The 26321-nt window shown below is 38.9% G+C and carries 21 protein-coding genes; 2 read left to right on the forward strand and 19 right to left on the reverse strand.

The genetic code is table 11. The features are described from left to right. Positions 1–20 precede the first annotated feature (20 nt). The 4 genes from acnD to O1450_RS15620 all read right to left on the reverse strand — a co-directional run bounded on the left by acnD (position 21) and on the right by O1450_RS15620 (position 5548). Positions 21–2651 (reverse strand): Fe/S-dependent 2-methylisocitrate dehydratase AcnD, encoded by a 2631-nt coding sequence (acnD, locus tag O1450_RS15605; RefSeq protein ID WP_269229142.1) that lies wholly within the window; start codon positions 2649–2651, stop codon positions 21–23. Next, entirely contained in the window at positions 2651–3808 is a 1158-nt protein-coding gene (prpC, locus tag O1450_RS15610) for a bifunctional 2-methylcitrate synthase/citrate synthase (protein ID WP_269229143.1), read from the reverse strand. Before prpC ends, acnD begins: the two co-directional genes overlap by 1 nt. 155 nt (positions 3809–3963) lie before the next feature. Beyond that, the gene (gene prpB, locus O1450_RS15615) at positions 3964–4845 is read right to left on the reverse strand and encodes a methylisocitrate lyase (RefSeq protein WP_004665301.1); all 882 of its coding nucleotides are present in this window, start codon (positions 4843–4845) and stop codon (positions 3964–3966) included. After that, on the reverse strand, positions 4838–5548 hold the full coding sequence (locus O1450_RS15620; protein ID WP_269230488.1) for a GntR family transcriptional regulator: 711 nt from the start codon (positions 5546–5548) through the stop codon (positions 4838–4840). Before O1450_RS15620 ends, prpB begins: the two co-directional genes overlap by 8 nt. Before the next feature lie 443 nt (positions 5549–5991). Here O1450_RS15620 and O1450_RS15625 point away from each other — a divergent pair, with 443 nt between their 5' ends. Further along, positions 5992–7197: an amino acid aminotransferase gene (locus tag O1450_RS15625; protein ID WP_269229144.1), complete on the forward strand. Its 1206-nt coding sequence runs from the start codon at positions 5992–5994 to the stop codon at positions 7195–7197. A 254-nt stretch (positions 7198–7451) separates the two neighbouring features. Beyond that, positions 7452–8822 (forward strand): phosphomannomutase CpsG, encoded by a 1371-nt coding sequence (locus tag O1450_RS15630; protein ID WP_269230489.1) that lies wholly within the window; start codon positions 7452–7454, stop codon positions 8820–8822. 53 nt (positions 8823–8875) lie between these two features. On the opposite strand, the gene galE is transcribed toward O1450_RS15630, so the two are convergent. From galE to O1450_RS15705, 15 genes are all read right to left on the reverse strand, one after another. Then, a complete protein-coding gene (gene galE / locus O1450_RS15635) occupies positions 8876–9892 on the reverse strand; it encodes a UDP-glucose 4-epimerase GalE (protein ID WP_269229145.1) in 1017 nt (338 codons plus the stop codon). Next, complete coding sequence (gene pgi, locus O1450_RS15640) at positions 9885–11558, reverse strand: glucose-6-phosphate isomerase (RefSeq protein WP_269229146.1); 1674 nt, start codon at positions 11556–11558, stop codon at positions 9885–9887. Before pgi ends, galE begins: the two co-directional genes overlap by 8 nt. A gap of 2 nt (positions 11559–11560) precedes the next feature. After that, positions 11561–12820 carry a nucleotide sugar dehydrogenase gene (locus O1450_RS15645; RefSeq protein ID WP_269229147.1) on the reverse strand — a complete coding sequence of 420 codons (1260 nt, stop codon included), beginning with the start codon at positions 12818–12820 and terminating at the stop codon, positions 11561–11563. A gap of 17 nt (positions 12821–12837) precedes the next feature. After that, the gene (galU, locus tag O1450_RS15650) at positions 12838–13713 is read right to left on the reverse strand and encodes a UTP--glucose-1-phosphate uridylyltransferase GalU (RefSeq protein ID WP_269229148.1); all 876 of its coding nucleotides are present in this window, start codon (positions 13711–13713) and stop codon (positions 12838–12840) included. An 11-nt stretch (positions 13714–13724) separates the two neighbouring features. Continuing rightward, positions 13725–15599 (reverse strand): polysaccharide biosynthesis protein, encoded by a 1875-nt coding sequence (locus O1450_RS15655; protein WP_269229149.1) that lies wholly within the window; start codon positions 15597–15599, stop codon positions 13725–13727. A 149-nt stretch (positions 15600–15748) separates the two neighbouring features. Next, positions 15749–16924: a DegT/DnrJ/EryC1/StrS family aminotransferase gene (locus tag O1450_RS15660; RefSeq protein WP_269229150.1), complete on the reverse strand. Its 1176-nt coding sequence runs from the start codon at positions 16922–16924 to the stop codon at positions 15749–15751. 30 nt (positions 16925–16954) lie between these two features. Then, on the reverse strand, positions 16955–17605 hold the full coding sequence (locus O1450_RS15665; RefSeq protein WP_269229151.1) for an acetyltransferase: 651 nt from the start codon (positions 17603–17605) through the stop codon (positions 16955–16957). Between the two features lie 4 nt (positions 17606–17609). Beyond that, the gene (locus O1450_RS15670; protein ID WP_269229152.1) at positions 17610–18212 is read right to left on the reverse strand and encodes a sugar transferase; all 603 of its coding nucleotides are present in this window, start codon (positions 18210–18212) and stop codon (positions 17610–17612) included. After that, positions 18205–19422, reverse strand: coding sequence for a glycosyltransferase family 4 protein (locus O1450_RS15675; RefSeq protein ID WP_269229153.1), 1218 nt, complete (start codon positions 19420–19422; stop codon positions 18205–18207). Before O1450_RS15675 ends, O1450_RS15670 begins: the two co-directional genes overlap by 8 nt. Positions 19423–19425: 3 nt before the next feature. After that, positions 19426–20556, reverse strand: a complete 1131-nt coding sequence (gene wecB, locus O1450_RS15680) for a non-hydrolyzing UDP-N-acetylglucosamine 2-epimerase (protein ID WP_269229154.1) — start codon at positions 20554–20556, stop codon at positions 19426–19428. A 13-nt stretch (positions 20557–20569) separates the two neighbouring features. Then, positions 20570–21682: a UDP-2-acetamido-2,6-beta-L-arabino-hexul-4-ose reductase gene (gene wbjC, locus O1450_RS15685; protein ID WP_269229155.1), complete on the reverse strand. Its 1113-nt coding sequence runs from the start codon at positions 21680–21682 to the stop codon at positions 20570–20572. A 1-nt stretch (position 21683) separates the two neighbouring features. Continuing rightward, positions 21684–22718, reverse strand: a complete 1035-nt coding sequence (locus O1450_RS15690) for a polysaccharide biosynthesis protein (RefSeq protein ID WP_269229156.1) — start codon at positions 22716–22718, stop codon at positions 21684–21686. 10 nt (positions 22719–22728) lie between these two features. After that, positions 22729–23943: a glycosyltransferase gene (locus O1450_RS15695; RefSeq protein ID WP_269229157.1), complete on the reverse strand. Its 1215-nt coding sequence runs from the start codon at positions 23941–23943 to the stop codon at positions 22729–22731. Further along, on the reverse strand, positions 23936–25012 hold the full coding sequence (locus O1450_RS15700; protein ID WP_269229158.1) for a glycosyltransferase: 1077 nt from the start codon (positions 25010–25012) through the stop codon (positions 23936–23938). The genes O1450_RS15695 and O1450_RS15700 overlap by 8 nt, the downstream gene beginning before the upstream one ends. Then, positions 25005–26321 carry a hypothetical protein gene (locus O1450_RS15705; RefSeq protein ID WP_269229159.1) on the reverse strand — a complete coding sequence of 439 codons (1317 nt, stop codon included), beginning with the start codon at positions 26319–26321 and terminating at the stop codon, positions 25005–25007. Before O1450_RS15705 ends, O1450_RS15700 begins: the two co-directional genes overlap by 8 nt.

The raw sequence follows: 26321 nt of genomic DNA on the forward strand, positions 1-26321 counted from the left end.
ACTAGTAACACACTCATCCTTTAAACCACTTGACCTTCTAAAAAGTCTTGTGCAAAACGCTGTAATACACCGCCCGCTTCATATACAGAAACTTCTTCTTCTGTATCTAAACGGCAAGTTACAGGTACTTCCAGAATCTCTTCCTTACCGTCCGCTGTGGCACGCTCAATCACTAAAGTCAAAGTCGAACGCGGTGAGATATTACCAATCACGCTATACAGCTCAGTACCATCTAACTTCAACGTCTTACGGTTCACACCAGCTTTAAACTCAAGCGGTAAAACACCCATACCGACTAAGTTAGTACGGTGAATACGCTCAAAACCTTCGGCAACAATCGCTTCAACACCTGCAAGACGCACACCTTTGGCAGCCCAGTCACGGCTTGAACCCTGACCATAATCCGCACCCGCCACAATGATTAATGGTTGCTTACGGTTCATGTAAGTTTCAATCGCTTCCCACATACGCATCACTTCGCCTTCAGGCTCTACACGCGCTTTTGAACCTTGTTTAATGGTGCCGTCTGAACGAACCACCATTTCATTAAACAATTTCGGGTTAGCAAAAGTTGCACGTTGTGTGGTGAGATGGTCGCCACGATGGGTTGCATATGAGTTAAAGTCTTCCTCAGGCACGCCCATTTTCGCCAAATATTCGCCTGAAGCACTATCTAACACAATCGCATTCGATGGTGATAAGTGGTCAGTCGTGATGTTGTCACCCAAAATTGCAAGTGGACGCATATTGGCTAAAGTACGTGGTGCAGCCAATGCGCCTTCCCAATACGGCGGACGACGAATATAAGTACTCATTGGACGCCAGTCATACAATGGGCTTGCCGCTTCTTCATTCACACCCAAATCAAACATTGGAATGTAGATTTTACGGAACTGTTCAGGCTTCACTGCTTCTTTGACTAGCGCATCAATTTCAGCATCCGAAGGCCAGATATCTTTCAGGTAAATTGGATTACCGTCTTTGTCATTTCCAAGCGAATCTGTTTCGATGTCAAAACGAATCGTTCCTGCAATCGCATACGCCACCACCAGTGGCGGAGATGCCAAGAACGCTTGTTTTGCATAAGGATGGATACGACCATCGAAGTTACGGTTACCCGAAAGTACTGCTGTCGCGTATAAGTCACGGTCAATAATTTCTTGTTGAATCACTGGATCAAGTGCACCTGACATACCATTACAAGTAGTACATGCATACGCTACGATACCAAAGCCAAGTTTTTCTAAATCACCCAATACGCCTGCTTCTTCTAGGTATAAAGCCGCTGCTTTAGAGCCTGGTGCAAATGATGATTTCACCCAAGGTTTACGTACCAAGCCCAATTCATTGGCTTTACGTGCCAATAGACCAGCCGCCACGGTATTACGTGGGTTTGATGTATTGGTACACGAGGTAATCGCCGCAATAATCACAGCACCATCAGGAATTAAACCTTCTGCTTCTTGTGCTTTCGCAACATCCAAATTCCCTGCAATACCTTTGGCTTTCAAGTCAGCAGTAGAGACACGTGCATGTGGGTTTGATGGACCTGCAATGTTACGAGTGACTGTTGAAAGATCGAAACGAAGTACACGTGGGTACTCAGCTTGGGTCATATCAGATGCCCAAAGACCGATTTCTTTTGCGTATTGCTCAACCAACGCCACTTGTGCATCTTCACGACCTGTTAGGCGTAAATAATCAATGGTGTTTTGGTCGATGTAGAACATTGCCGCAGTTGCGCCATATTCTGGGGTCATATTCGAGATGGTGGCACGGTCGCCCACAGACATGCTGTCAGCACCTTCACCGAAGAACTCTAAATATGCACCCACTACACGCTCTTTACGTAAGAACTCAGTTAAAGCGAGTACGATATCCGTTGCAGTAATGCCTGCTTGACGCTGACCGACAAACTCAACACCAATAATGTCAGGTAGGCGCATCCACGATGCACGACCAAGCATGACATTTTCAGCTTCCAAGCCACCCACGCCAATTGAAATGACACCAAGCGCATCGGTATGTGGGGTATGTGAATCTGTACCAACACAGGTATCAGGAAAAGCCAAGCCATCACGATTTTGAATCACTGGAGACATTTTCTCCAAGTTGATTTGGTGCATGATGCCGTTACCCGCAGGGATCACGTCAACATTTTTAAAAGCAGTTTTCGTCCACTCAATAAAGTGGAAACGGTCTTCGTTACGACGATCTTCAATCGCACGGTTTTTCTCAAATGCATCAGGGTCAAAACCACCAAATTCCACCGCCAAAGAGTGATCCACGATCAACTGCGTTGGAACGACTGGATTGACTTTAGATGGATCGCCACCTTTTTCAGCGATTGCATCACGTAAGCCCGCAAGGTCAACGAGTGCTGTTTGACCTAAGATGTCATGACACACCACGCGCGCAGGATACCAAGGAAAATCCAAGTCCTGACGGCGTTCGATCAATTGCGTTAAATAGGCAGTTAAATTTTCTGCATCAGCTTTACGTACAAGCTGTTCAGCGAGCACTTTCGAGGTGTATGGCAAGGTTGCGTATGCGCCTGGCTGAATATCTTCAACGGCTTGACGCACGTCATAGTATTCGAGCTGGGTATTGCCATTATCATTTGGCAGCGGTTTACGGTATTGATTTGACATTAGCCACGCTCCGCCAATGGTTTGAATTCTAGGTTTTCAGGACCAGTGTAGTTCGCGCTTGGGCGAATGATCTTACCGTCTTGACGTTGTTCGATCACGTGTGCTGACCAACCCGCTGTACGTGCAATCACGAATAATGGCGTGAACATTGCTGTTGGAACACCCATCAAGTGATAGCTCACCGCGCTGAACCAATCGAGGTTCGGGAACATGTTCTTCACTTCTTTCATCACTGACTCTAAACGCTCAGCGATGAGGTACATCTTGTTGTTCTCTTGCGCTTCAGCAAGGTCATACGCAACTTTCTTGATCACTTCGTTACGTGGATCAGAGATCGTATAAACAGGGTGACCAAAGCCAATAATGACTTCTTTTTTCTCTACGCGGCTACGGATGTCTGCTTCTGCTTCGTCAGCGTTGTCATAACGTTGTTGAATCACGAATGCAACTTCGTTTGCACCACCATGTTTTGGACCACGCAACGCACCAATACCACCAGTAATTGCTGAATACATGTCTGAACCTGTACCTGCAACAACACGTGACGTAAATGTAGATGCGTTGAATTCATGCTCAGCATACAAAATCAAAGAGGTATGCATTGCTTGAATCCATTCTTCAGATGGCGCTTCGCCATGAAGTAAATGGAGGAAATGCGCAGCAATTGAATCGTCATTCGTTTCAACTTCGATACGACGACCGTTGTTGCTGAAATGGTACCAATACAACAACATTGAACCCAAGCTTGCCATCAATTTGTCAGCGATGTCTTTTGCACCTGCTTCATTGTGGTCTTCATGTTCAGGCGTTAAACAACCTAAAACTGACACACCTGTACGCATCACGTCCATTGGGTGTGCAGATGGCGGTAACTGCTCAAGTGCAGTTTTTAATGCAGCTGGTAAGCCACGCAGTGCTTTAAGTTTTGCTTTATAGGCTTTAAGTTCAGCTTTGTTTGGCAATTTGCCATGTACCAGTAAGTGCGCCACTTCTTCAAATTGGCTACCGACTGCAAGGTCAAGAATGTCATAACCACGATAGTGCAAGTCATTACCACTACGACCTACGGTACAAAGTGCAGTGTTACCTGCCACTTGACCACTTAACGCAACTGATTTTTTTGGCTTGAAGCCTGTTGGAGTTTCATTACTGCTCATAAGATTGTCCTTTTTATGGTGTTTATTTGTTTACTTTTAAGACCCCTCCTAACCTCCCCTAAAAGGGGAGGAATTGCACAAATCCAATTAATTATGATTCGTGTTATTCCCTCTCCTCTGAGGAGAGGGTTAGGGAGAGGTGAAGAACGGGGAAATTATTTATTCTTCGCAAAAGTTCCATCAAGATACTGTTCAAACGCATGGTAGTTAATGCGCTCATACAATTCTTGACGGGTTTGCATGGTGTCAACAACGTTCTTTTGTGTGCCTTCTTTACGCAGAGTTTCATACACATTTTCCGCCGCTTTGTTCATCGCGCGGAATGCTGAAAGTGGATATAACGCAATGCTGACATCCGCAGAAGCCAATTCTTCAGTCGTAAACAATGGTGTAGAACCAAATTCAGTAATATTGGCTAATACTGGAACTTTGGTCAGATCAGCAAACTGCTTGTACATTGCCAATTCAGTAATTGCTTCAGGGAACAGCATATCCGCACCTGCTTCAATGTATGCCCCTGCACGGTCAATCGCTGCTTGTAAGCCTTCAACCGCTAAAGCATCAGTACGTGCCATGATCACAAAGTTTTCATCAGTACGCGCATCGACTGCCGCTTTAATACGATCCACCATTTCTTGTTGCGTAACAATCGCTTTATTCGGACGGTGACCACAACGTTTTGCGCCCACTTGATCTTCGATGTGCATCGCTGCTGCACCGAACTTAATCATTGATTTAGTGGTACGTGCAATGTTGAATGCTGAAGCACCAAAACCTGTATCCACATCAACCAATAATGGTAGGTCACAGACATCCGTGATACGGCGTACATCCGTTAATACATCATCAAGGTTACTAATCCCCAAATCAGGTAAACCTAACGAACCTGCGGCAACACCACCACCTGACAAATAAATTGCTTTATAGCCTGCACGTTTTGCCAATAACGCATGGTTGGCGTTAATCGCACCGACCACTTGTAATGGTTTTTCATTTGCGACCGCGTCGCGGAATAGCTGACCAGCAGATTTAGCCATGTTGATGTTCTCCTTGGGTTTGCAGCAATGTTTGCTCAACAATTTTGTAGGATGCATTGATGTGACGGTGCATTAGCATTTCAGCAAGCTCACCATCACCCTCTGCAATCGCATCTAAAATGCGAATATGTTCATCCCAAGCTTTGCTTGGTCGATCAGGGGTATTTGAAAATTGAATTCGGTACATACGGATGAGGTGATACAGCTCATCACATAACATTTTTTCGAGGGTTTTATTGCCACTGCTTTTGATAATGCAGTAATGGAAATCGTCTTGACCTTCTTGCAGATAGTAGCCCTTACCTGCTTTAAAGTTTTCATCTTCAGCATGCATTCGCAGTACATCACGCAATGCTAAAATTTGTTTTTTATCAATATGCTGAGCTGCTAATTTACAGGCTAAACCTTCAAGTGAAGCACGAATTTGGTAAAGCTCTTTAAACTGTTGTAGAGAAAGAGAAACAACTCGCGCACCCACATGTGCCGTACGCTCAACTAACTTCTGTCCTTCCAGACGATGTATCGCTTCACGCAATGGACCTCGACTGATCCCATAAATACGCGCTAGTTCAGGTTCAGAAATCTTACTGCCCGCAGGAATTTGTCCTAATACAATCGCCGACTGAATTTGCTTAAATACGTGTTCCGTCAAAGTAATACTCTGACTCGTGCTGATGGCTTGAGGAACAAGGGTATCTTGCATATTGTCGACAATCTCTACAGTTTTGATGATTTTATAACGAGATAGAAGAAAAAATGCAATAGGATTGTCGACAATAAAATAGACTGATCCAGTCAATACTATTCGCTTGACTCACAATAGAATGTTCTGAAAAAGGCACTAAAAATATAAAATAATTATATATAAAACATATTCTTACTAAAATTTAAGTACTTTATTTCAATTGATCCAAGGCATTTTTCCTATTATTTATATTACGTATGCTACGACCATGGTATGACAGCTTGATTGTAGACAATCCTTATAATCGATCGATTTTCTACGAATTTTTGTAAGTAAATACTGCACCAGAAATGTAAATAACAGCGTGCTTCATAAGCGCTTTATTGGTACATTATTGGGCATCTGGAGTCATGCTCCGCAAGACACATCCATGCACCTTGTTGAATAAAAGGACATTGTTAATGTTTCAACATATCCCACCTTATGCAGGCGACCCAATTCTCTCTTTAATGGAACAGTTTAATGCTGATCCACGCGCTGAAAAGGTTAATCTAAGTATTGGTTTGTACTATAACGAAGACAGTATCGTTCCTCAGCTTGATACCATTATCGAAGCGCAAAAACGTATTGCACCTAAAAATGATAAAACCAAACTTTATCTTCCAATGGAAGGCTTTAAACCTTACCGTGACGCAATTCAAGCTCTATTGTTTGGCGCAAACAGCCCTGCTATTCAACAAGGTCGTGTTGCAACCATTCAAACGCTTGGTGGTTCAGGTGCATTAAAAGTCGGTGCAGATTTCTTAAAAACTTATTTCCCAAATTCAGAAGTGTGGGTGAGCCAACCAACGTGGGATAACCATGTTGCGATCTTCAACGGTGCTGGAATCAAGAGCAACTACTATCCATATTTCGATGCTGAAACACGTGGCGTTGATTTTGATGGTATGTTGTCGACATTAAAAACTCTGCCAGAGCAAAGCATCGTATTGTTACACCCTTGCTGCCACAACCCGACAGGTGCGGATCTAAATCCAGCACAGTGGGATCAAGTGATTACGGTATTAAAAGAGCATAACTTGATTCCATTCCTTGATATCGCTTATCAAGGCTTTGGCGATAGCATGGAACAAGATGCTTATGCGATTCGTGCTTTAGACCAAGCTGGTTTAAACTTCATCGTCAGCAACTCGTTCTCTAAAATCTTCTCACTTTATGGTGAGCGTGTTGGTGGTTTAACTTTCGTGTGTGATGATGCTGAAGCAGCAAAATGCACATTCGGTCAGTTAAAAGCAACGGTACGTCGTATCTACTCTAGCCCACCAACAACGGGTGCATGGTTGGTTGATCAAGTCTTAAATGACGCTGATCTAAATCAACAATGGCAAGGCGAAGTCAAAGAGATGCGTGAGCGTATTATCAAAATGCGTAGCATCTTAAAAGATGAATTGACTAAAGCATTGCCAGACCGTGATTTCAGCTATCTTGTCAATCAAAAAGGTATGTTCAGCTATACAGGGTTAACAGGTGAGCAAGTTGACACCTTACGTGAAGAATATGCAATCTACCTCGTTCGTAGTGGTCGTATCTGCGTTGCGGGTCTAAATATGAATAATATTTATAAAGTGGCAAAAGCAGTCGCAGAAGTTTTAGCGAAATCAGCTTAAAATTCCCTTGCGGAGCTATAATCGCTCCTCATCTCCCTTTTAAAAGGGAGACTTTATGGATCAAAAAAGGTTGTTTCACGTGGAACAACCTTTTTTGTTTTTACATGATGAGAGTCTTTTAAATTTAAGATTGGTCATCTAGCTGAAACCAAGAAAAATCACTAAATGATTAAATCTGTATCTATGAATGTTCAAGCCCAGCGAGTCTTTGTATACTGCAACACATGAATAAACAACAAACAGCACTTTTGAACATGACTCAACTGACTTGCTTTAAAGCCTACGATATTCGCGGAAAACTAGGCACTGAACTCAACGAAGAAATCGCCTATAAAATCGGTCGTGCATACGGACAAATCTACCAACCTAAAAAAGTTGTGATTGGTTGTGATATCCGCCTCAGCAGTGAGGGCTTAAAACAAGCCACCATTCGTGGTTTAAATGATGCGGGTGTCAATGTGCTTGATTTGGGTATGACAGGCACAGAAGAAGTTTATTTCGGTGCTTTCCATCTCGATGTGCAAGGTGGGATCGAAGTCACGGCAAGCCACAACCCAATGGACTATAATGGTATGAAATTGGTACGTGAAAATGCACGTCCAATCAGTGCTGATACAGGCTTAAAAGACATTCAGGCATTGGCCGAGTCTGGTGATTTTGTAGAAGTAGAACAAAAGGGTTCAACTGAAAACTATAATATTTTGCCTGAATTTGTCGATCACTTATTAACATATATCGACCCACAAAAAATTAAACCCCTCAAGCTGGTGGTGAATGCTGGCAATGGGGCAGCAGGTCATGTGATTGATGCGATTGAGCAAAAATTTCAAGAACTCAATATTCCTGTTGAATTTATCAAAATCCATCATGAAGCCGATGGCAATTTTCCAAATGGGATTCCAAATCCAATCTTAATTGAAAATCGTGACAGCACCCGTGATGCTGTACTTGCGCACCATGCAGATATGGGCATTGCTTGGGATGGTGACTTTGACCGTTGTTTCCTATTCGATGAGAAAGGTCAATTCATAGAAGGCTATTATATTGTTGGCTTATTGGCACAAGCATTCTTGATCAAACAATCAGGTGAGAAGATTGTGCATGATCCTCGTCTGGTCTGGAATACCTTTGATATTGTTGATCAATATCAAGGTATCGCGGTGCAATCAAAATCTGGGCATGCTTTTATTAAAGATGTGATGCGCGAACACAATGCTGTTTACGGTGGAGAAATGAGTGCTCACCACTATTTCCGAGACTTTGCTTATTGTGATAGCGGTATGATTCCTTGGTTACTCACGATTGCCTTACTCTCTGAAACAGGTCAATCACTCTCAACGCTGGTTGAAAACATGATTGCCAAATTCCCGTGTAGCGGTGAAATCAATTTTAAAGTGGCTGATACTCAAACAACAGTACAAAAGATTTTTGATCATTATGCTGACCAAAATCCACAAGTAGACCGTACTGATGGCGTGAGTCTTGATTTTGGTGTATGGCGTTTAAATGTTCGGGCATCTAATACTGAGCCTTTGCTTCGCCTGAATATTGAGAGTCGTGCCGATCAAAATCCACAATCAATGCAAAGTTATGTGGATGAGTTAACTGCTTTAATTCAAGGATAATCTAAGAGTTAAAAAACAGGGAGCTGTTGCTCCCTGTTTATATGAAACAATAATTATTGATATCCATTTGGATTTTGTTTTTGCCAATTCCAACTATCCGCCAGCATATCTTGCAAGGTATATTGTGGTTTCCAACCCAATTCTTTCTTCGCGCGAGAGGCATCCGCATAAAAAGCTGGTAAATCGCCTGCTCTACGTTCGACGAATTCTGTTGCAATCGTTACACCATTGACTTGTTCAAATGTCTCTTTAATTTGTAATACTGAAATTGGCTTACCTGTACCAATATTCCAAGCTCGACAACCTTGATTTGCGAGGCGATTAGTAATCGCAAGAACATGTGCTTTAGCTAAATCAACCACATGAATAAAGTCTCTTTCACAAGTACCGTCTTGAGTTGAATAGTCCTGACCAAAAATCGATAGTTTTTCACGTCGTCCTACTGCAACTTGGGTGACATAAGGCATTAAATTATTTGGAACCCCTTGTGGATCTTCACCAATTAACCCACTTTTATGCGCTCCAACAGGATTAAAATATCTTAATAAAGCGATTGACCATCTATTATCAGCTAAAGCTAGTTTCTCAAGCATTTGTTCAATGACCAATTTTGTATAACCATAATTATTATTAGGTAGACTTAATGGCATATCTTCCTGATAAGGAGATGGATTTAATTCACCATACACCGTCGCCGAAGAACTAAACACAAGAGTAAAAACACTCGCTTTCTCCATCGCCTTCACAAGTTGGATACTACCCGAAATATTATTATCGAAATAGATTAAAGGCTTCTCCTGACTTTCACCCACTGCTTTTAAACCAGCAAAATGAATCACCGCATCGATTTGATGATCCTGAAAGACCTGATCCAACTCATGCTGATTTCGGATGTCACCTTGCACAAATACTAAACTTCTATTTGCGAGTTGCTGTATTCTATTTAGAGACTCTACACTGCTATTTGATAAGTTATCAAAAACAATGACATCATGATCTGCTTTCAATAACTCTAAACAAGTATGGGAGCCAATATAGCCCGCACCGCCAGTTACTAAAACTTTAGCCATCAGTTTTTCCTAATAATATTTTCAACAAACCTTGTGTTGATGCATCAAAACTCGATAGATCATCTTGCTCGCGGTTTAAAATCGGTAACAGCTGATTGGCAATTTCTTTGCCTTTTTCAACACCCCATTGGTCAAAGGGATTAATACTCCATAATACTGACTGTACAAAAACCTTATGTTCATACATCGCAATCAGCATTCCTAAGCTATAAGGATTCAGCTCTTTAAGTAGAATAGTGGAGCTAGGTTGATTGCCTTCATATTGTTTATAAGCGGGTAAGCCTTCCAGTTCATCTACTGCCAATGCTTGATTCCCAAAGGCCAACAGGCGCGACTGTGCCAAACAGTTGGATAAAGCCAAATGATGCTGTTCTACCAAAGCTTCAGCACTTTCAGCATAAGTGAATTGATTGGAATTATAACGCTTCACAGGCGCAATAAAGTCACAACTAACCAAATGTGTACCTTGATGCAGCAGCTGATAGAATGCATGCTGTGCGTTAGGTCCAACCTCACCCCACACAATTGGACAGGTCACGGAACCAACTTTTTCGCCGTTGCGTTGGATCGATTTGCCATTGGATTCCATTTCAAGCTGCTGCAAATAAGCCGCGAAATATTTAAGTCGGCCATCATAAGGCAGTACCGCATGGGTATGAATATCCAGAAAGTTATTATTCCACGCGCCTAATAACCCCATCAAAACAGGAATATTCTGCTGAAAGGGTGCTGATTGAAAATGCTGGTCAATCGCATAAGCACCTGCTAACAGTTGCTTAAATCCCTCAACGCCGACAGTCAGTGCAATTGGCAAACCAATACATGACCACAGTGAATAACGACCGCCGACCCAATCCCAGAGCAATAGCTGTTTATCAGTAGCAATGCCCCACTCTGTCATCTTGTCAGGCTTAGTCGAAACCCCGATAAAATGATTTTGCAGAATCTTCTCATTTTGCCCCAATGCCTTTTCTAACCATTGACGTACGGTTTGCGCATTAGAAAGTGTATCAATGGTACCGAATGACTTTGATGAAATAATAAATAGAGTTGTTTCAGGGCGGAGTTGATGCAGTAACTCAGACAGTTGACTACCATCCATAGTCGAAACAAAATGTACATTTAAAGGTTTTGTAGTTGCGACCTTAAAGTCAGACAGTGCATGGGTCACCATGAGTGGACCAAGATCAGAACCGCCCACACCAATATTCACCACATCTTGAATGACCTCACCCGTTGCACCGCGATACTGCCCAGCATGGATTTTATCCACTAAAGCATACATTCGCTCCAACTGCTGCTGCACTAGCTGATTCACATCAGAAAAGTCTGGACTCGATTGTGGTAAACGTAAAGCCCAATGCATTGCTGCGCGGTGTTCAGTATAATTAATCGGTTCAGATGAAAAGAGCTTTTTAATCCAGCCTTTTAAATCTTGTGCCTGAGCTAAGTCCACTAAGTTATTTAAAATCGTTTGATCAATACGATGCTTACTGAAGTCCAAAACAATTTGGTCATACTCAACCGAAAAACGTTTAAAGCGTGCAGGATCTGCTGCAAATAAGGTATTTAGATGGACCTTTTTAAATTGCTGTTGTAAAGATGAAAGGTGCTCCACGGCGGAAGCTTGCTCTTTTACAGCAAAAGACTGAATCTGCTTGATCATCTTTAACGCCCCACACCTATATATGCAAAACCTTGTGCTTTAACATAGTCAGGATCATAAATATTGCGACCATCCAGAATTAAAGGGTGTCCCATCAACTGTTCAAGCTGTTTGAATGCTGGGCTCCAATATTGTTTCCACGCCGTAAGCACACACAGACCATGCACATTTTTGACCGCATCATACTGATCTTCGCAAAGAATCAGATCGTCACGTTGTCCATACATCTGCTTAATTTCATCCAAGGCTTGTGGATCATGCAGATAAACCGTCACTCCTTGCGCCCACAGTGCTGCAAGCATTTGGTGAATAGGTGATTGCTGAATACTTGAGGTATTTTCTTTAAAAGAAGCCCCCCAAATTGCAACAGATTTTCCCTGCAAATCCCCATGATAATAGTTCCAAAACTTACGGAACAAGATTTCTTTTTGTTGCTCATTAATTTCCCATACTTGTGCAAGCAATTGGCTTTTAACGCCTGTATTTGCAACTGTATTAGAGAGTGTCAGAATATCATGAGAAAAATTTTCACCGCCAAAACCAGCACCAGGGGCTAAGTAAGCTGAACCAATACGGTTATCCGCTGCCATACCCTGACGTACTGATGCAATATCAATCCCAAGTTTCTCAGCAACCACGGCCAAATCATTGATATAGCTGATCCGTGTTGCCAACATACCTGAGATACTGAGTTTGGTAAACTCAGCATCTAAAATCGGCATAAATAGATATTGCTGTGCCAAAGGGAAAAAAGGGCGAAGTAACTCTTTTACTTTGGTCTGAACATTAGCTTGACTACATCCGACTATCAGCTGCTTAGCTTGGGTCAGACTCTGTAACGCATTTCCCTCTTGGATGGTATCTGGTAAATAGACCCAGTGATCTTCAAAAAGGATTTGTTGAAAATGCTCAGTCCCATGTAAGCCAAAGGTAGATGCATTGATCATCAATTTTGGATGAATAATCGGACGCTGTTTTAGTGATGCTAACAGTTGAAAAACTTGTTGTTCTTGGGTTTGATTAAAACTAAATAAGTAAGCATCAATGTCTAAAGGAATACTATCCAGATCACGATAAATCAGAAATCCACTACTGAGCTGTTTTTCAAGTAAGCGACTGACATTTTCATCATGAAAAGAATATTGCTGACCATTTTCATTTGGGTTGAGGTGGGAACACCAATATACAAAATGCCCAGATTCAGACAATAATGCAGACATCACGCCTGCATATAATGTATTGCCAAAGATTGCAACTTTCATAACCACACGCCCTAAAACTATAGGGCTAATTCTTGGATTAAGCCCTTAAACTCTACGCCCAATTTTGGATGCTCGATACCATAGTGTAATACAGCTTTTAAATATCCAAGCTTACTACCACAATCAAAGGTTTGTCCCTTCATACGGTAGGCTTCCACAGTTTCTGATCGCTGCAATGCTGCAATCGCATCGGTCAGCTGAATTTCATTACCTGCCCCACGTGGGGTATGTGCTAAAAGCTCCATAATCTGAGCTGGTAGAATATAGCGACCAACCACAGATAAGTTTGAAGGTGCTGTATCCACCGCAGGTTTTTCAACGATTCCCTGCATCACAACGCTTTCGCCTTCATTCGGTGAAACCGCGACATCCACAATACCATATTGATCAACCAAATGATCAGGAACTGCTTCTACCATGATCTGTGCTGCTTGGGACTGTTCAAAACGTTGAATCATGAGAGATAAATCATTCTCATCGGTCCGATTTTTAACTAAAACATCTGGCAATAACACTGCAAAGGCTTCATCACCCACGATATCTTTCGCACATAATACCGCATGACCTAGTCCTAGGGGTTGTGGTTGGCGTACACTGACCACACTGACATGCTTCGGTAAAATATCAGTAATTTCTTTCAGCAGGTCAAATTTCTTTTTTTGTTCTAAAGTTGTTTCAAGCTCAAAATTACGATCAAAATAATTTTCAATTGAAGCTTTTGAGGAATGAGTGACCAAAATAATTTGTTCTATACCTGCCTCAACTGCCTCACGTACCACATATTCAATTGCGGGACGATCGACAACCGTAACCATTTCTTTGGGAATAGATTTACTTGCTGGTAAAAAACGGGTGCCTAAACCTGCGACGGGTAAAATTGCTTTTTTGATCATACAATACTCTCTTAATTAACTCGTACTTCGCCGCTACGTTTATAGCCATCAACATAATATTCTAACTGACTTAAAGCCCAATCTACATCATGATCCACTGCTGTCATTTGATTGATTTTACTGAATACCAATTGAATCTCTTGTAACGGATAATGCTTTTCAAAAGAACGTAAAATACGAGTATGCTCTGTATAACCTGTGTTATCTTGATCGATGAGAAGTTCCTCGTAAAGTTTTTCTCCCGGACGTAAACCACTATAAGCGATTTCAATATCACCATCCATTGTATTTGCTTCTCGAACTTTTAAACCACTTAAAGCGATCATTTGTCGTGCTAAATCCTGAATTCGAACAGGTTCACCCATATCGAGTAAGAACACATCACCACCTGAACCTAATGCCCCAGCTTGGATGACTAACTGAGAGGCTTCAGGAATCGTCATAAAATAGCGCGTTACATCAGGATGAGTCACCGTAATTGGACCACCTTTTGCAATCTGCTGTCTAAATAAAGGTACAACCGACCCAGATGAACCCAATACATTTCCGAAACGCACAATGCTAATCTGCGTATTTGGTTTCGTCTCAGCCACGGCTTGGCAATACAATTCAGCCATCCGTTTCGATGCACCCATGACGTTAGTCGGTCTAACTGCTTTATCAGTTGAAATCAATACAAAGGTTTCTACGCCTTTTTTTACAGCGGCATTTAAACTATTTGCGGTTCCAATTGCATTATTTTTTAATCCAGCAATTGGATTACACTCAACCAATGGAACATGTTTATAAGCGGCGGCATGATAGACTGTCTGCACATGATATTGTTCGATGATACGTTCTAATTTTTGTTGATCTTGTACAGTCCCTAAAATGGGAACAATGTCGCAACTGGCAGTTTGCCTTAACTCTTTATCAATATCATATAATGCAAATTCAGTTAATTCATATAAAACCAGCATTTTAGGTTGATTTTTTATGATTTGTCGACAAAGCTCTGAACCAATCGATCCGCCAGCACCTGTCACCATAACAATTTTATTTTGAATATTTTTAGCCAATAAATGAGCAATAGGTGGAACAGGATCTCGTCCTAAAAGGTCGATAATATCAACCTCACGGATATCTGAAACTCGAATATCACCATCAACAAGTTTAGTTAGCCCTGGCAGTTCTGTGACTTTCACAAATGCTGGTTCTAGTTGTTGAATAATTTCACTTTTACGTACACGCCCCACAGAAGGTAAAGCAAGTAAGATTTCATCTATCTTATATTTTTTAAAATTCCGTAGTGCTTTCGCAGTGGAATAAACCTTTAAGCCACCTACAAGTTGATCTTGTAATGAAACTTTATCATCAATAAAGAAAACTGGCGTATGGTCATCTGAGCGATGTAAAGCTGCTGCGATTTGCTGACCAGCATCACCTGCACCATAGATTGCAACCCTTTTACAACCACCATGAGTGTGCAAGGTCGCTTTCACAATAAAACGAATAAATGCTCGACTACACCATATCCATGCAAACATCATAAAGCCGAACATAAATGGAATCGACATCGGGATATATGCATGACTAAATGCATTAAATCCATACAGTATTATCATCATACTGCATACAGCAAATGCCAGTTTGACAATGAAGACTTCATCAAATGTTCGAACAATAAAATGATAAACGCCTGTCAACAATAAGCTAATAATTGAAAAAAATGTGATTAAAATTACACCGTGGTTAAGTCCAGGTACAACTTCTGCTCCTAAATCAAATAAGCGAATGACATAACACAACCATAAAATCACAGGAAATGCGACTAAGTCTAAAAATATCAATAGAGCCTGTTTTGCTAGCCTTGGTGCTGATGCAAGCTGATAAATAATCTTTTTCACAATAATCTTCTAATTATCCCACTAAGCATGCGCACGTTATACGCAATTCTTCCACAAGCTGAAATGACGATCTTGCCTTAATAATACAACGATAAAGCAAAAAGCTAATTTATGATTAACTGCTTTAAACTTTATCGCCTATTCGCTCATCACTGATCTAAAACTTTCTTTAGTTTTTCAATCGCATCAACTGTTTTCTTAATATTATCTTCGCTCAGTGTTGGATGTACTAAAAACATAAGACTAGTTTCACCAAGCTGCTGAGCATTTTTCAAACGTTCTTTCGGTCGCCAATTCGTATTATCAAAAGCATGCTCTAAATACACTTCAGAACATGAACCACTATAACATGGTACGCCTTCTGCATTGATAAATTGCATGATTCGGTCACGAGACCAACCACTTGGTAACGCATTTATATTGACTTGCACATAACATTTATATTGTGCATGTAGATAATCATCTGTTGGTCGGTTTACAGTAAAATAAATAGAATCAGCAAATGCTTTTAATATTTTATCTGCATTTTCAATCCTATTTTTCGTCCAATCTGCCATATAAGTGAGTTGAATGCGACCAATAACGGCTTGCATTTCCATCATACGCCAGTTTGTTCCAAAAGAATCGTGTAACCAACGGAATCCTGGCGGATGTTGTTTATTGTAGACACTATCGTAGCTTTTGCCATGATCTTTATAAGACCACATTTTTTTCCACAGGCTCTCATCGTTAGTGGTAACCATTCCACCTTCGCCACCCGTAGTCATAATTTTATCTTGGCAAAATGACCACGCAGCAATGTGACCGATAGAACCCGCAGGCTTACCTTTATATTTAGCACCATGCGCTTGAGCACAATCTTCTATGACATATAAACCCTTTTCAGCTGCTAATTGCATAATTGGATCCATATCACACATCCAACCAGCCAAATGAACACAAATGATTGCCTTCGTATTTGGTGTTAATACAGCTTCTATCGTTTGTCTTGAAATATTTTGTGAATCTAACTCAACATCAGCAAAAATTGGATTCGCTCCAGCTGTAACAATCGAACTTGCTGAAGCTAAGAAAGTACGTGAAGTTACAATCACATCATCACCAACACCAATTTGTAATGCTTTCAGTGCAACATCAAGTGCAACAGTCCCATTTGCTAGAGCAACAGCATATTTTGTACCAGAAAACGATGCAAATTCCTTTTCAAATTCACGGCATTCTTGTCCTGTCCAATAATTTACTTTATTCGAAAGCAATATATTTTTAACTGCATCTGCTTCTTTCTCTGTAAAGCTTGGCCATGGTTCAAATGCTGTGTTTAACATACTCTCATCCCTTTATATTGCTGATAAAATCTATTTTTTCTCTAAAATTCGTGCAGGATTTCCAACCACTGTGACACCAGCTGGAATACTCTTTGTAACGACTGCCCCCATACCGACCACCGCACCTTTTCCAATTACTAGAGGTTTATCTGGTGTACCTTGCTTAATGATAGCGCCAGTACCGATATAAGCATGGTCTTCAATATGAATATTTCCGTTGCATTTTACACCTGGTGCAAAAGTCACATAGTCGCCAATCACACAGTCATGAGCAACATAGCTATAAATATTGGCATGAAAAAATTTTCCAATTTTAATATTTGAAGTCAGACAGGTAAATGGACAAAGTAAGCTACCTTCACCAATTTCAACATCATCCAACACAACCGTATTTGATGCTTGAATTGATAAGTGTTGGATATTATCTTGGTTTAACTGAGTAACTAATTTTTCACGGACACTGCTATTCGCAATTGCTATTGTAACAAGCTTATTTGATACTGGCTGTTTAATAAAATCTGTATAAGTTAGAACTGAGTATCCATTTAAATGAGTTTCGGCCTTTCCATCATCAATAAAAATAAAGTTTTCTTTAGCTAATATTGGAAATTGCTGGCGAACCAAAGGCATGACTTCCTTACCAAAACCACTCGCACCATATACACCGATTAGCATTGTCATTAACCTACTCCTTCTCACTTGAACCTGTGAATTTGCTCATTGTTGCTTCACCAGCTTCATTAATATCATCCTTAGCAATGACTTTTTTGACGGTTTTAAGCATAATTTTGAAATCTAACCAAACTGATTGATTTTCTACATACCAAGTATCAAGTTTGAATTTCTCATCCCAGCCAATCGCATTCCGACCATTCACTTGGGCATGACCAGTCATACCAGGACGAACATTATGTCGTTTCGCTTGTTCATTATTATAAAGTGGTAAATATTCCATGAGTAATGGACGAGGCCCTACAATACTCATATCACCTTTGATGACATTCCATAACTCAGGCATTTCATCCAGACTTGTTGAACGTAACATTTTTCCAAAAGGGGTTAAACGTTCGTGATCAGGTAATGGATTCCCTTGTATATCAACTGCATCTTTCATCGTCCTAAATTTAATCATTTCAAAAGGTATCCCATTTAACCCTGGACGTACCTGACGGAAAAGAACTGGGGAGCCTAGATTTTTTTTCACTTTATAAGCTACAAAAATGTATAAAGGCGATAGAATTACCAATGCAATTGATGCAATCACAATATCAAGTAAACGTTTAAGCATCTTTCACCCTTTTGAAAATTTCAATAAATTGTTGTGTCCCATAACTTAAAGATAATTTTTCATCATAAAACTGCTTAGCATTCAAACCTAATTGATGTTGTCCATCAGTAGGTAAATGATATATTTCCAGAATAGCAGTTTTAATATTATCAACATCCTCAGATCTTGCTATACGACCACATTGAGCTTCTTGTACAAGATCCGCTGCATCTCCAGATACAGCCATTAATAGTGGCTTGCCTATTGCCATATAGGCTTGTGTTTTAGATGGTACTGTAATTTCAAAAAGTGGATCGCGCTTAAGATGAACTAATAGCACATCTGCATAATCCAAGACACCACCAACTTCAGACATTGGCAATCGAGGAATGAAAACTATATTTTCAATACTTTCATGAATTACCCTTTGTTTAAGTCGATCGGTTTCAGTTCCCGCACCCACAAAAACAAATTGTATTTTTGATTCTGATTTTAATTCTTTTGCAACATCCAAAATCGTATCTAATGATTGGGCTTTACCCATATTGCCAGCGAATATAATATTGAAACGATCCTTCAATAAATTCTGATAATCAACTTTGATTGGTTCCGCTTGTGTCAAACTATTTTCATCACACCAATTGTAAATTACACTGACTTTATCTTCTGATACGCCTCTTTCAACTAATAACTTTTTAAATCCGGGGCATAAAACCACGATATGGTCAACACAAGAGTAAACTAAACGGCATACGTGACCCACAATATTCAATATTTTCTGATTGTTTAGCATTCCCGTTGCTTTAAGCGTATCAGGCCACATATCCTGAATATCATATACAATAGGGATTCTTCTAAATAATTTAATGAAAATTGCAGCTAAACCAACTGTTAACGGCGGGTGATAAGCATAAATAACATCCGCTTTTTTAGTTGCAAAAATACCGAAAAGCAATGCCATAAAAGCAAAACTAATATAATTTAAAATCCTTTTTAACGCAGAGCTACCATGATCAGGAAATAATGCAACTCGTAAAACCGAAATTCCATCAATTTGTTCACGTTGGTACAATTTCAATTTATAACCATCATAAATTTTTCCTCCAGGATAGTTGGGAAACCCTGTTAGAACTTGTACTTGATGACCTTGTCGTTGTAGCTCCCTAGCAAATGCTAAACCTTTAAAAGTAGGCTCAGGATCAAACCATTGCGTTAAAAGAAGAATTTTCATTACTTAATATTTTTTCCATACCACGCGATTAACATAATCGGTATAGCTCATGATGATACGAACAACCTTATCACTCACATTTGGCATACTGTAGTCCGCCACCAAACGTAATAAACGCTCTTCTCCGCGTGCCTGAGACTCTAAAATCTCCAAACCTTGTAGAATTCGTTCGGCTGTTAATCCCACCATCATCACCGCTGCTTCTTCCATGCCTTCTGGACGCTCATGTGCTTGACGTAAATTCAATGCAGGGAAATTCAAAATCGAAGATTCTTCATTGATGGTGCCACTATCAGACAACGCGGCTTTAGCTGATAGCTGTAGTTTATTATAGTCACTAAAACCAAGTGGCTTTAATAATTGCACCAATGGGTGGAACTCAATATTAAGTTGTTCAATACGTTTACGTGTTCTTGGGTGTGTAGAAACAATGACCGGGAACTGATACTTTTCAGCGACTGCATTCAACATTGCTACAAGATCTAGAAAGTTCTGATCAGAGTTAATATTTTCTTCGCGATGCGCACTCACAATGAAATATTGCTGTTCTTTCAAACTCAATCGTTCAAGAACATCTGATGCTTCAATCTTTGCCTTATAATGGTTCAGCACTTCAAACATCGGACTACCTGTTTTGATGACTAAATCAGCAGGCAACCCTTCAGCCAACAAGTAATCTCGAGCAATCGTACTATAAGTCAAGTTGATATCAGCAGTATGATCTACGATTCGACGATTGATTTCTTCTGGAACACGCATATCAAAACAGCGATTACCTGCTTCCATATGGAATGTTGGAATTTTACGACGTTTGGCAGGTAGTACAGCCATACAACTATTAGTATCACCAAGAACCAGCAATGCTTCTGGTTGTACTTCGTCCAAAATCTTATCAACGGTAATAATCACATTACCAATTGTTTCTGCACCTGTTCCACCTGCAGCATTTAAAAAATGATCAGGTTTGCGAATCCCTAAATCTGTAAAAAAGATTTCATTCAATTCATAATCATAATTTTGCCCCGTATGTACCAAAATGTGATCAAAATATTGATCACATGCTGCCATCACTCGAGACAAACGAATAATTTCAGGACGCGTACCTACGACGGTCATTAACTTTAATTTTTTCACAACGATTCAACTCTTAATCTGTTATCGGCATTGCATAAGTATCAGGCTTACTACGATCAAAAATTTCATTTGCCCATAGCATCACAACCATTTCATCATCACCAATATTGGTAATGTCATGTGTCCATCCAGGAACTGTCTCAACAATTCTCGGCTCATCCCCATGCGTTTCGAGTTGATAAAATTCACCTGAAACTACATGCTTAAATTTAAATAGGGCTTTACCTTTAATTACAAGGAATTTTTCAGTCTTGGTATGATGGTAATGTCCACCACGAGTAATGCCCGGGTGTGCAGTAAAATAGGAAAACTGCCCAGCATCAGGTGTTTTTAACATTTCAACAAAGACACCACGCGCATCGCCATATTTAGGCACGCTGTAATCAAACTGTGCAGGTCTTAAGAAACTTAAGTAAGTTGAATATAAAGCTCGCGTTAAACCTGTTCCGACACGATCCGTAATTAGCGTATCTCTTGATCCTTTAAAACCATTTAAAGTCTCAGCTAAATCACCGACAGTGATCTGATACTCAGGCTGAATTTGGAAACTTTGATCAACACTAATCGAACCATTGATCATATTCCAAAAGGTCTCAACAACATCGTCAACATACACTAATCGAATAAGAGCATTTGCATCATTGATTTGAAGTGGCAAATCATTTGCCACATTATGGCAAAAGGTTGCAACAGCAGAATTATAATTTGGACGAGACCACTTACCAAAAACATTAGCTAAACGGCAAATGTAAACTGGATTTCCTTGATCTGCATGTAATTTCTCAAGAGCTTGCTCACCACCAAGCTTACTTTTCCCGTAAGCGTTATCACGATCAGCTTGAATAGATGACGATAAGATAATCGGTGTTAATTTGTGTTCTGCTCTGAGTGTTTGAGCAATTGTCTCTGTGAGCGTAACGTTACCATCAATAAATTCACTTTCATTTAATGGGCGATTAACGCCTGCTAAATGAACAATCCAATCAGCAGCTAAAATAGAGTCTTTTAGTTCTTGCTCAGATGATTCCCGATGAATTTTTAAAACTTCAACTTCGGTTTTTTCAGATAAAAACTGAATCAAATTTTTAGCAATAAAACCATTTGAACCTGTTACCAAAACCTTCATATTAAGCCTCTGGATCTACATATTGTCCTTGTGTAAGTGCACGAATAAACTCTAACTTGAGTAGCAGTTTCTTCATGCCTTCTACATCTAAACGCTCGGTATTATGCGAATTATAATCTTCGAGTTCAGTAATTTTTAAATCACCATTCTCAACATATTTTTCATAATTAAGGTCACGCTGATCGGCTGGTACACGGAAATACTCACCTTGATCAATTGCCACGGCCATTTCCTCACGGCTCAACAACGCTTCAAATGCTTTCTCACCATGGCGAGTCCCCATGATTGAAATCGGATACTCTTCAACATTTAATAGTTCTCGTAAAGCTTTTGCTAAAACCTCAATCGTTGCAGCAGGTGCTTTTTGAACAAAAATATCACCATTTTGGCCATGCTCGAAGGCGTATAGTACTAAATCGACCGCATCTTCCAACGTCATCATAAAACGAGTCATGTTCGGATCAGTGATCGTTAATGGCTTATTTTGACGAATTTGATCAACAAATAATGGAATCACAGAACCACGCGATGCCATTACGTTACCATAACGGGTACAACTAATAACTGTATCCAAACCCTCTAAGTTACGGGACTTCGCAACAATAACTTTTTCCATCATTGCTTTGGAAATGCCCATTGCATTGATGGGATAAACTGCTTTATCAGTACTCAAGCACACAATTCTTTTAACATGATTTTGAATCGCTGCTTCAAGTACATTTTCTGTACCAATTACGTTTGTTTTAACAGCTTCCATTGGATGGAATTCACAAGAAGGGACTTGCTTTAATGCAGCAGCATGATAAATATAGTCCACACCACGAGTAGCATTTAAGATACTGTTGTAATCTCGTACATCACCAATATAAAATTTTAACTTCGATGATTGATACCTTTTACGCATATCATCTTGCTTTTTCTCATCCCGACTAAAGATTCGAATTTCTTTTATATCAGTTTCTAAAAATCGCTTTAAAACTGCATTCCCGAATGATCCAGTACCACCTGTGATCAGTAAGACTTTATCTGAAAACATAATTTTTCTCTCAACGACGCAATAATTGTTTAATCATATAATTAATTTTTTCACCTACAGCGACTTCAGAAGCTTCCTGCTGGATAAATTTCTGAGCGTTAGAGGCAACTAATTTTCTTTCCACAGGATCTATTGCCATTACCCTTACAATAGCTTGCTGAATACCACTCTCAGACTCATCATCAATATAATAAAAGAATTCTTCGTAGCATGAAGGAATACTAACGATCTTTGTTGTCAATACTGGTATTCCTGTTGCTAAATATTCGATAAGTTTTGAAGGAAAAGATAAGCCCGAAAACTCTAAAGAAGTTGGTCTAGGATTTATTAATAAGTCAGCTTTTAGGAGCTGGGGGATCAACTCTTCATTACTTAAAAAACCACCATACTCTACCCTTGAGTCAACTTTAGAGCTTTGTTTTATATATTCTAACTGATCACCTTTACCAAGAAAAAGCATTTTAATGCTTACGTCTGGCGGCAAAGTTAAAATAGCATTCACCAATTTTTTTATTCCATATATTTCGTGCAAGCCGCCAGCGTAAACGATTCTGAAAGTTTGATTATTTTCTTTTTCTAAATGATTGGCAAGAATCCCCTCATTAAAACTCTTATTCAAAATGCCAGGAAAATTAAGTTTTATAATTTTTTTATCATAATTTTCAACCAATTTCGGAGCCAAAGAAATTAAAATATCAGCATTATTAATAAAAAAATCAATAATAGATTTATCTATTTTTTTCAAAAATTTAGATAAGAAAGAATCAGTATCTAATTCAACACCTGCTGGGTCAGTCAAAATAATCGCAGACTTAAAACCGAATAGTTTGAAAAAATTAGCTAGTATAAGATAAGGTGTATGAACACCATGAACAAAGATAACTTCAGGTTTTTTAAATACACATACATACAATAAGATAAAAAAACCAAAAAACAATCTGAAAAAATGTTTTAAAACTAGAATATTAATAAATGGGATAAAATAACCATTAAAATCTTGATCTTTAAAACTACCACCTTGAATAAATAACTTATCTACGAGCGGATAGTTCTGAATTGGAACTGAAGAGATCAAAATAACTTGATTATGTGTTGCTAATGAGCGAGCAAAACTCCATGCAAACTTATGTGTCTGTATTGCAGGATTAGGATCCTTTCTAAAATAATCATGTGCTAATTCTTCAGGTATAGTAAAACCTAAAAAAACAACATTTTGCTTATCCATCTTTGCCCTCTAACAATATTTGTTCATATAATTTCTCCCAAGATATAACCATCTTTTTAATCGAGTAATTATTTATAATATTTTGTCTAGCTAACAGACCTAAACTATTTGTCAATTTGGTTTCATGAAGAAATTTCTCTATAGAATTTGCCAATTCATCGACATTATTGCTTTCAATTAACACCCCCCCACCCTTTTGAATGACTTCAGAGTTACCACCTACTGCAGTTGCTATCGCAGGAATTTGATAAGACATAGCTTCGATTAAGGCATTAGACAAATTTTCATGAAAAGTTGGAAAAATAAAAAAGTCACTAATTGATAAATATTCATTTACATTTTTAACATGTCCAATAAACTTAACTTCTATATTCTTCAAACCCAAATAAGATTTTCGAATAGAATGATCATCATCTCCACCACCAACAATTAATAAGAGAAATGGACTTCCCTCCTTATCAATCTTTTTTAAGGCCTCAGCCAAGATGAGATATCCCTTTTCAACTGTTATTCGGGAGACACAAACCCCTATTCTTTTTTCTGTAGAAATGCCTAATTTTTCTTTAATTTCTAATATAGTATTTTTAGATAATAATTCGGGTATTTCTGCACCATTTGGAACAGTCCCTCTTAATTTACTTTTGTAAGGCTTCAAGAAATCTCTTGTAGCCGCATACTCGCAAACAGTCACTATATCAGTTGCAAAATTTAAAGTTAATCTTTCGAAAATATTGACCATTATCCATTTTTTTAAAGGGTTTGAGTGATATTTCAAATCTCTATGTGTACCATGTATAGAAACAAGAATATTCGGCACACCCATAATTTTAGCAGCAAGTGCTGCATGGAAACCCTCATTACCTAATCCTCTAATATGTATAAGATCAGGTTTTTGCTTTTTAATTTCTGTAATAAAATGATTTATAAGTTTTTTATTTAATCCACCAGCCGGTTCTATTTGACGAATAGTAGAATACTGATATTTTGAATATTTAATTAACCGATTAAATGCATTTATGGGACCACCAGAATTATCAGCTCCAAAACAGTGTTGCATAATCTTAGACATAATATTTCTTCTTCATTAATTCACGGAATAAAGCTGCTAAAAGGAGCGTAAGTATTACCCACAGACCTTGGCGCTGCATAAAAATCTGATTATTAGCAGGTAAATACAAAAGTAAAATGAATAGTTGGCCTAATAAAGCATAAGATAGTATATCAACATGTGTGATAGCTCTTATCCATGTTCTAGCAAATAAAAAGCCTATAAAAAACATAAATAATATTACACCGAAGTAACTTAAATCGGATGCAAACCAAGGGAAAGCTGTTGCCCAATACATCCCTGCAGGCCAACCCGTTGCGACTTCAGTTCGAAACGGATAAGTTAAATCGAGGTTAGACGTGCCACCAAAAAATTGTAATCTATAAGACTCGAAAGCTGGAGAAAGACCAGCTCCATATGAAAATTGAAAATCCTGTGTCATATTATAAGCAAGACCAGCATAACCATGACTAGGATAGCTTATAGCATTGTAAAAACCTATTGCAGATTGTTCACCAAATATCGATGCCATCAAACTATTTGAAACATCGCCATATAATAATGTAGTTTGTTGTCCAAATTCAGAGACCCTAGATGATTGAGTAAAAATCATATAAATAAATAGAATAAAAATAAAAGCAAAGATAAACGAATAAATTTTTATTCTTGTTGCTCTTTTTAACTTATTACCAGATGCTAAAAACAAGGAAAAACCGACCATTATATAAATAATTACATCACCAATGCCTTTTTGAGTGCCAATATATAAGAAAGATGCTAGGTAAATTACAATTGCAAACAAGCCGAATAATTTTGTTTTTAATTTCAACTTATTCCAATAAACAACAAAAAGAATAACAAAGACAGACCCAAAAAAACTCAAAAGAATAAGAATTTGTGTTAACCGGTTCACCGAGCTATTTAATACTCTACTCTCAAACACATCAAATTTATTTTTATAAGACTCTCCAGGATTCATTATATTAGCAACAACATTACCAATACTGTTTGCACCAAAATCAATCATTTGATTGACCCCCCAAACAATATAATATGCAGCTCCAATAAGAATTAGAATGTTTGCCAATTTTTTTTTGTCAACTTGATCTTTTATTATATAGTTATTACCTTTAGTTTTAACTCCAAACCAATAACCAAAATACAATGAAATATAAGAAAAAGAAACAAATACAATAACCGTTATTGTATTTGGTAAAGTAGCAGCTAAATCACTAGTAATAAATATAAGAAACGTTAAAATATAATAAAGCATAAAGTATTTAATAGGCTTCATTCTTACATCATAAGATAAATATTTTTTATCAACCAT

Origin of the sequence: Acinetobacter sp. TR11, from assembly GCF_027105035.1 — a bacterium.
Taxonomy (GTDB): Bacteria; Pseudomonadota; Gammaproteobacteria; order Pseudomonadales; family Moraxellaceae; genus Acinetobacter.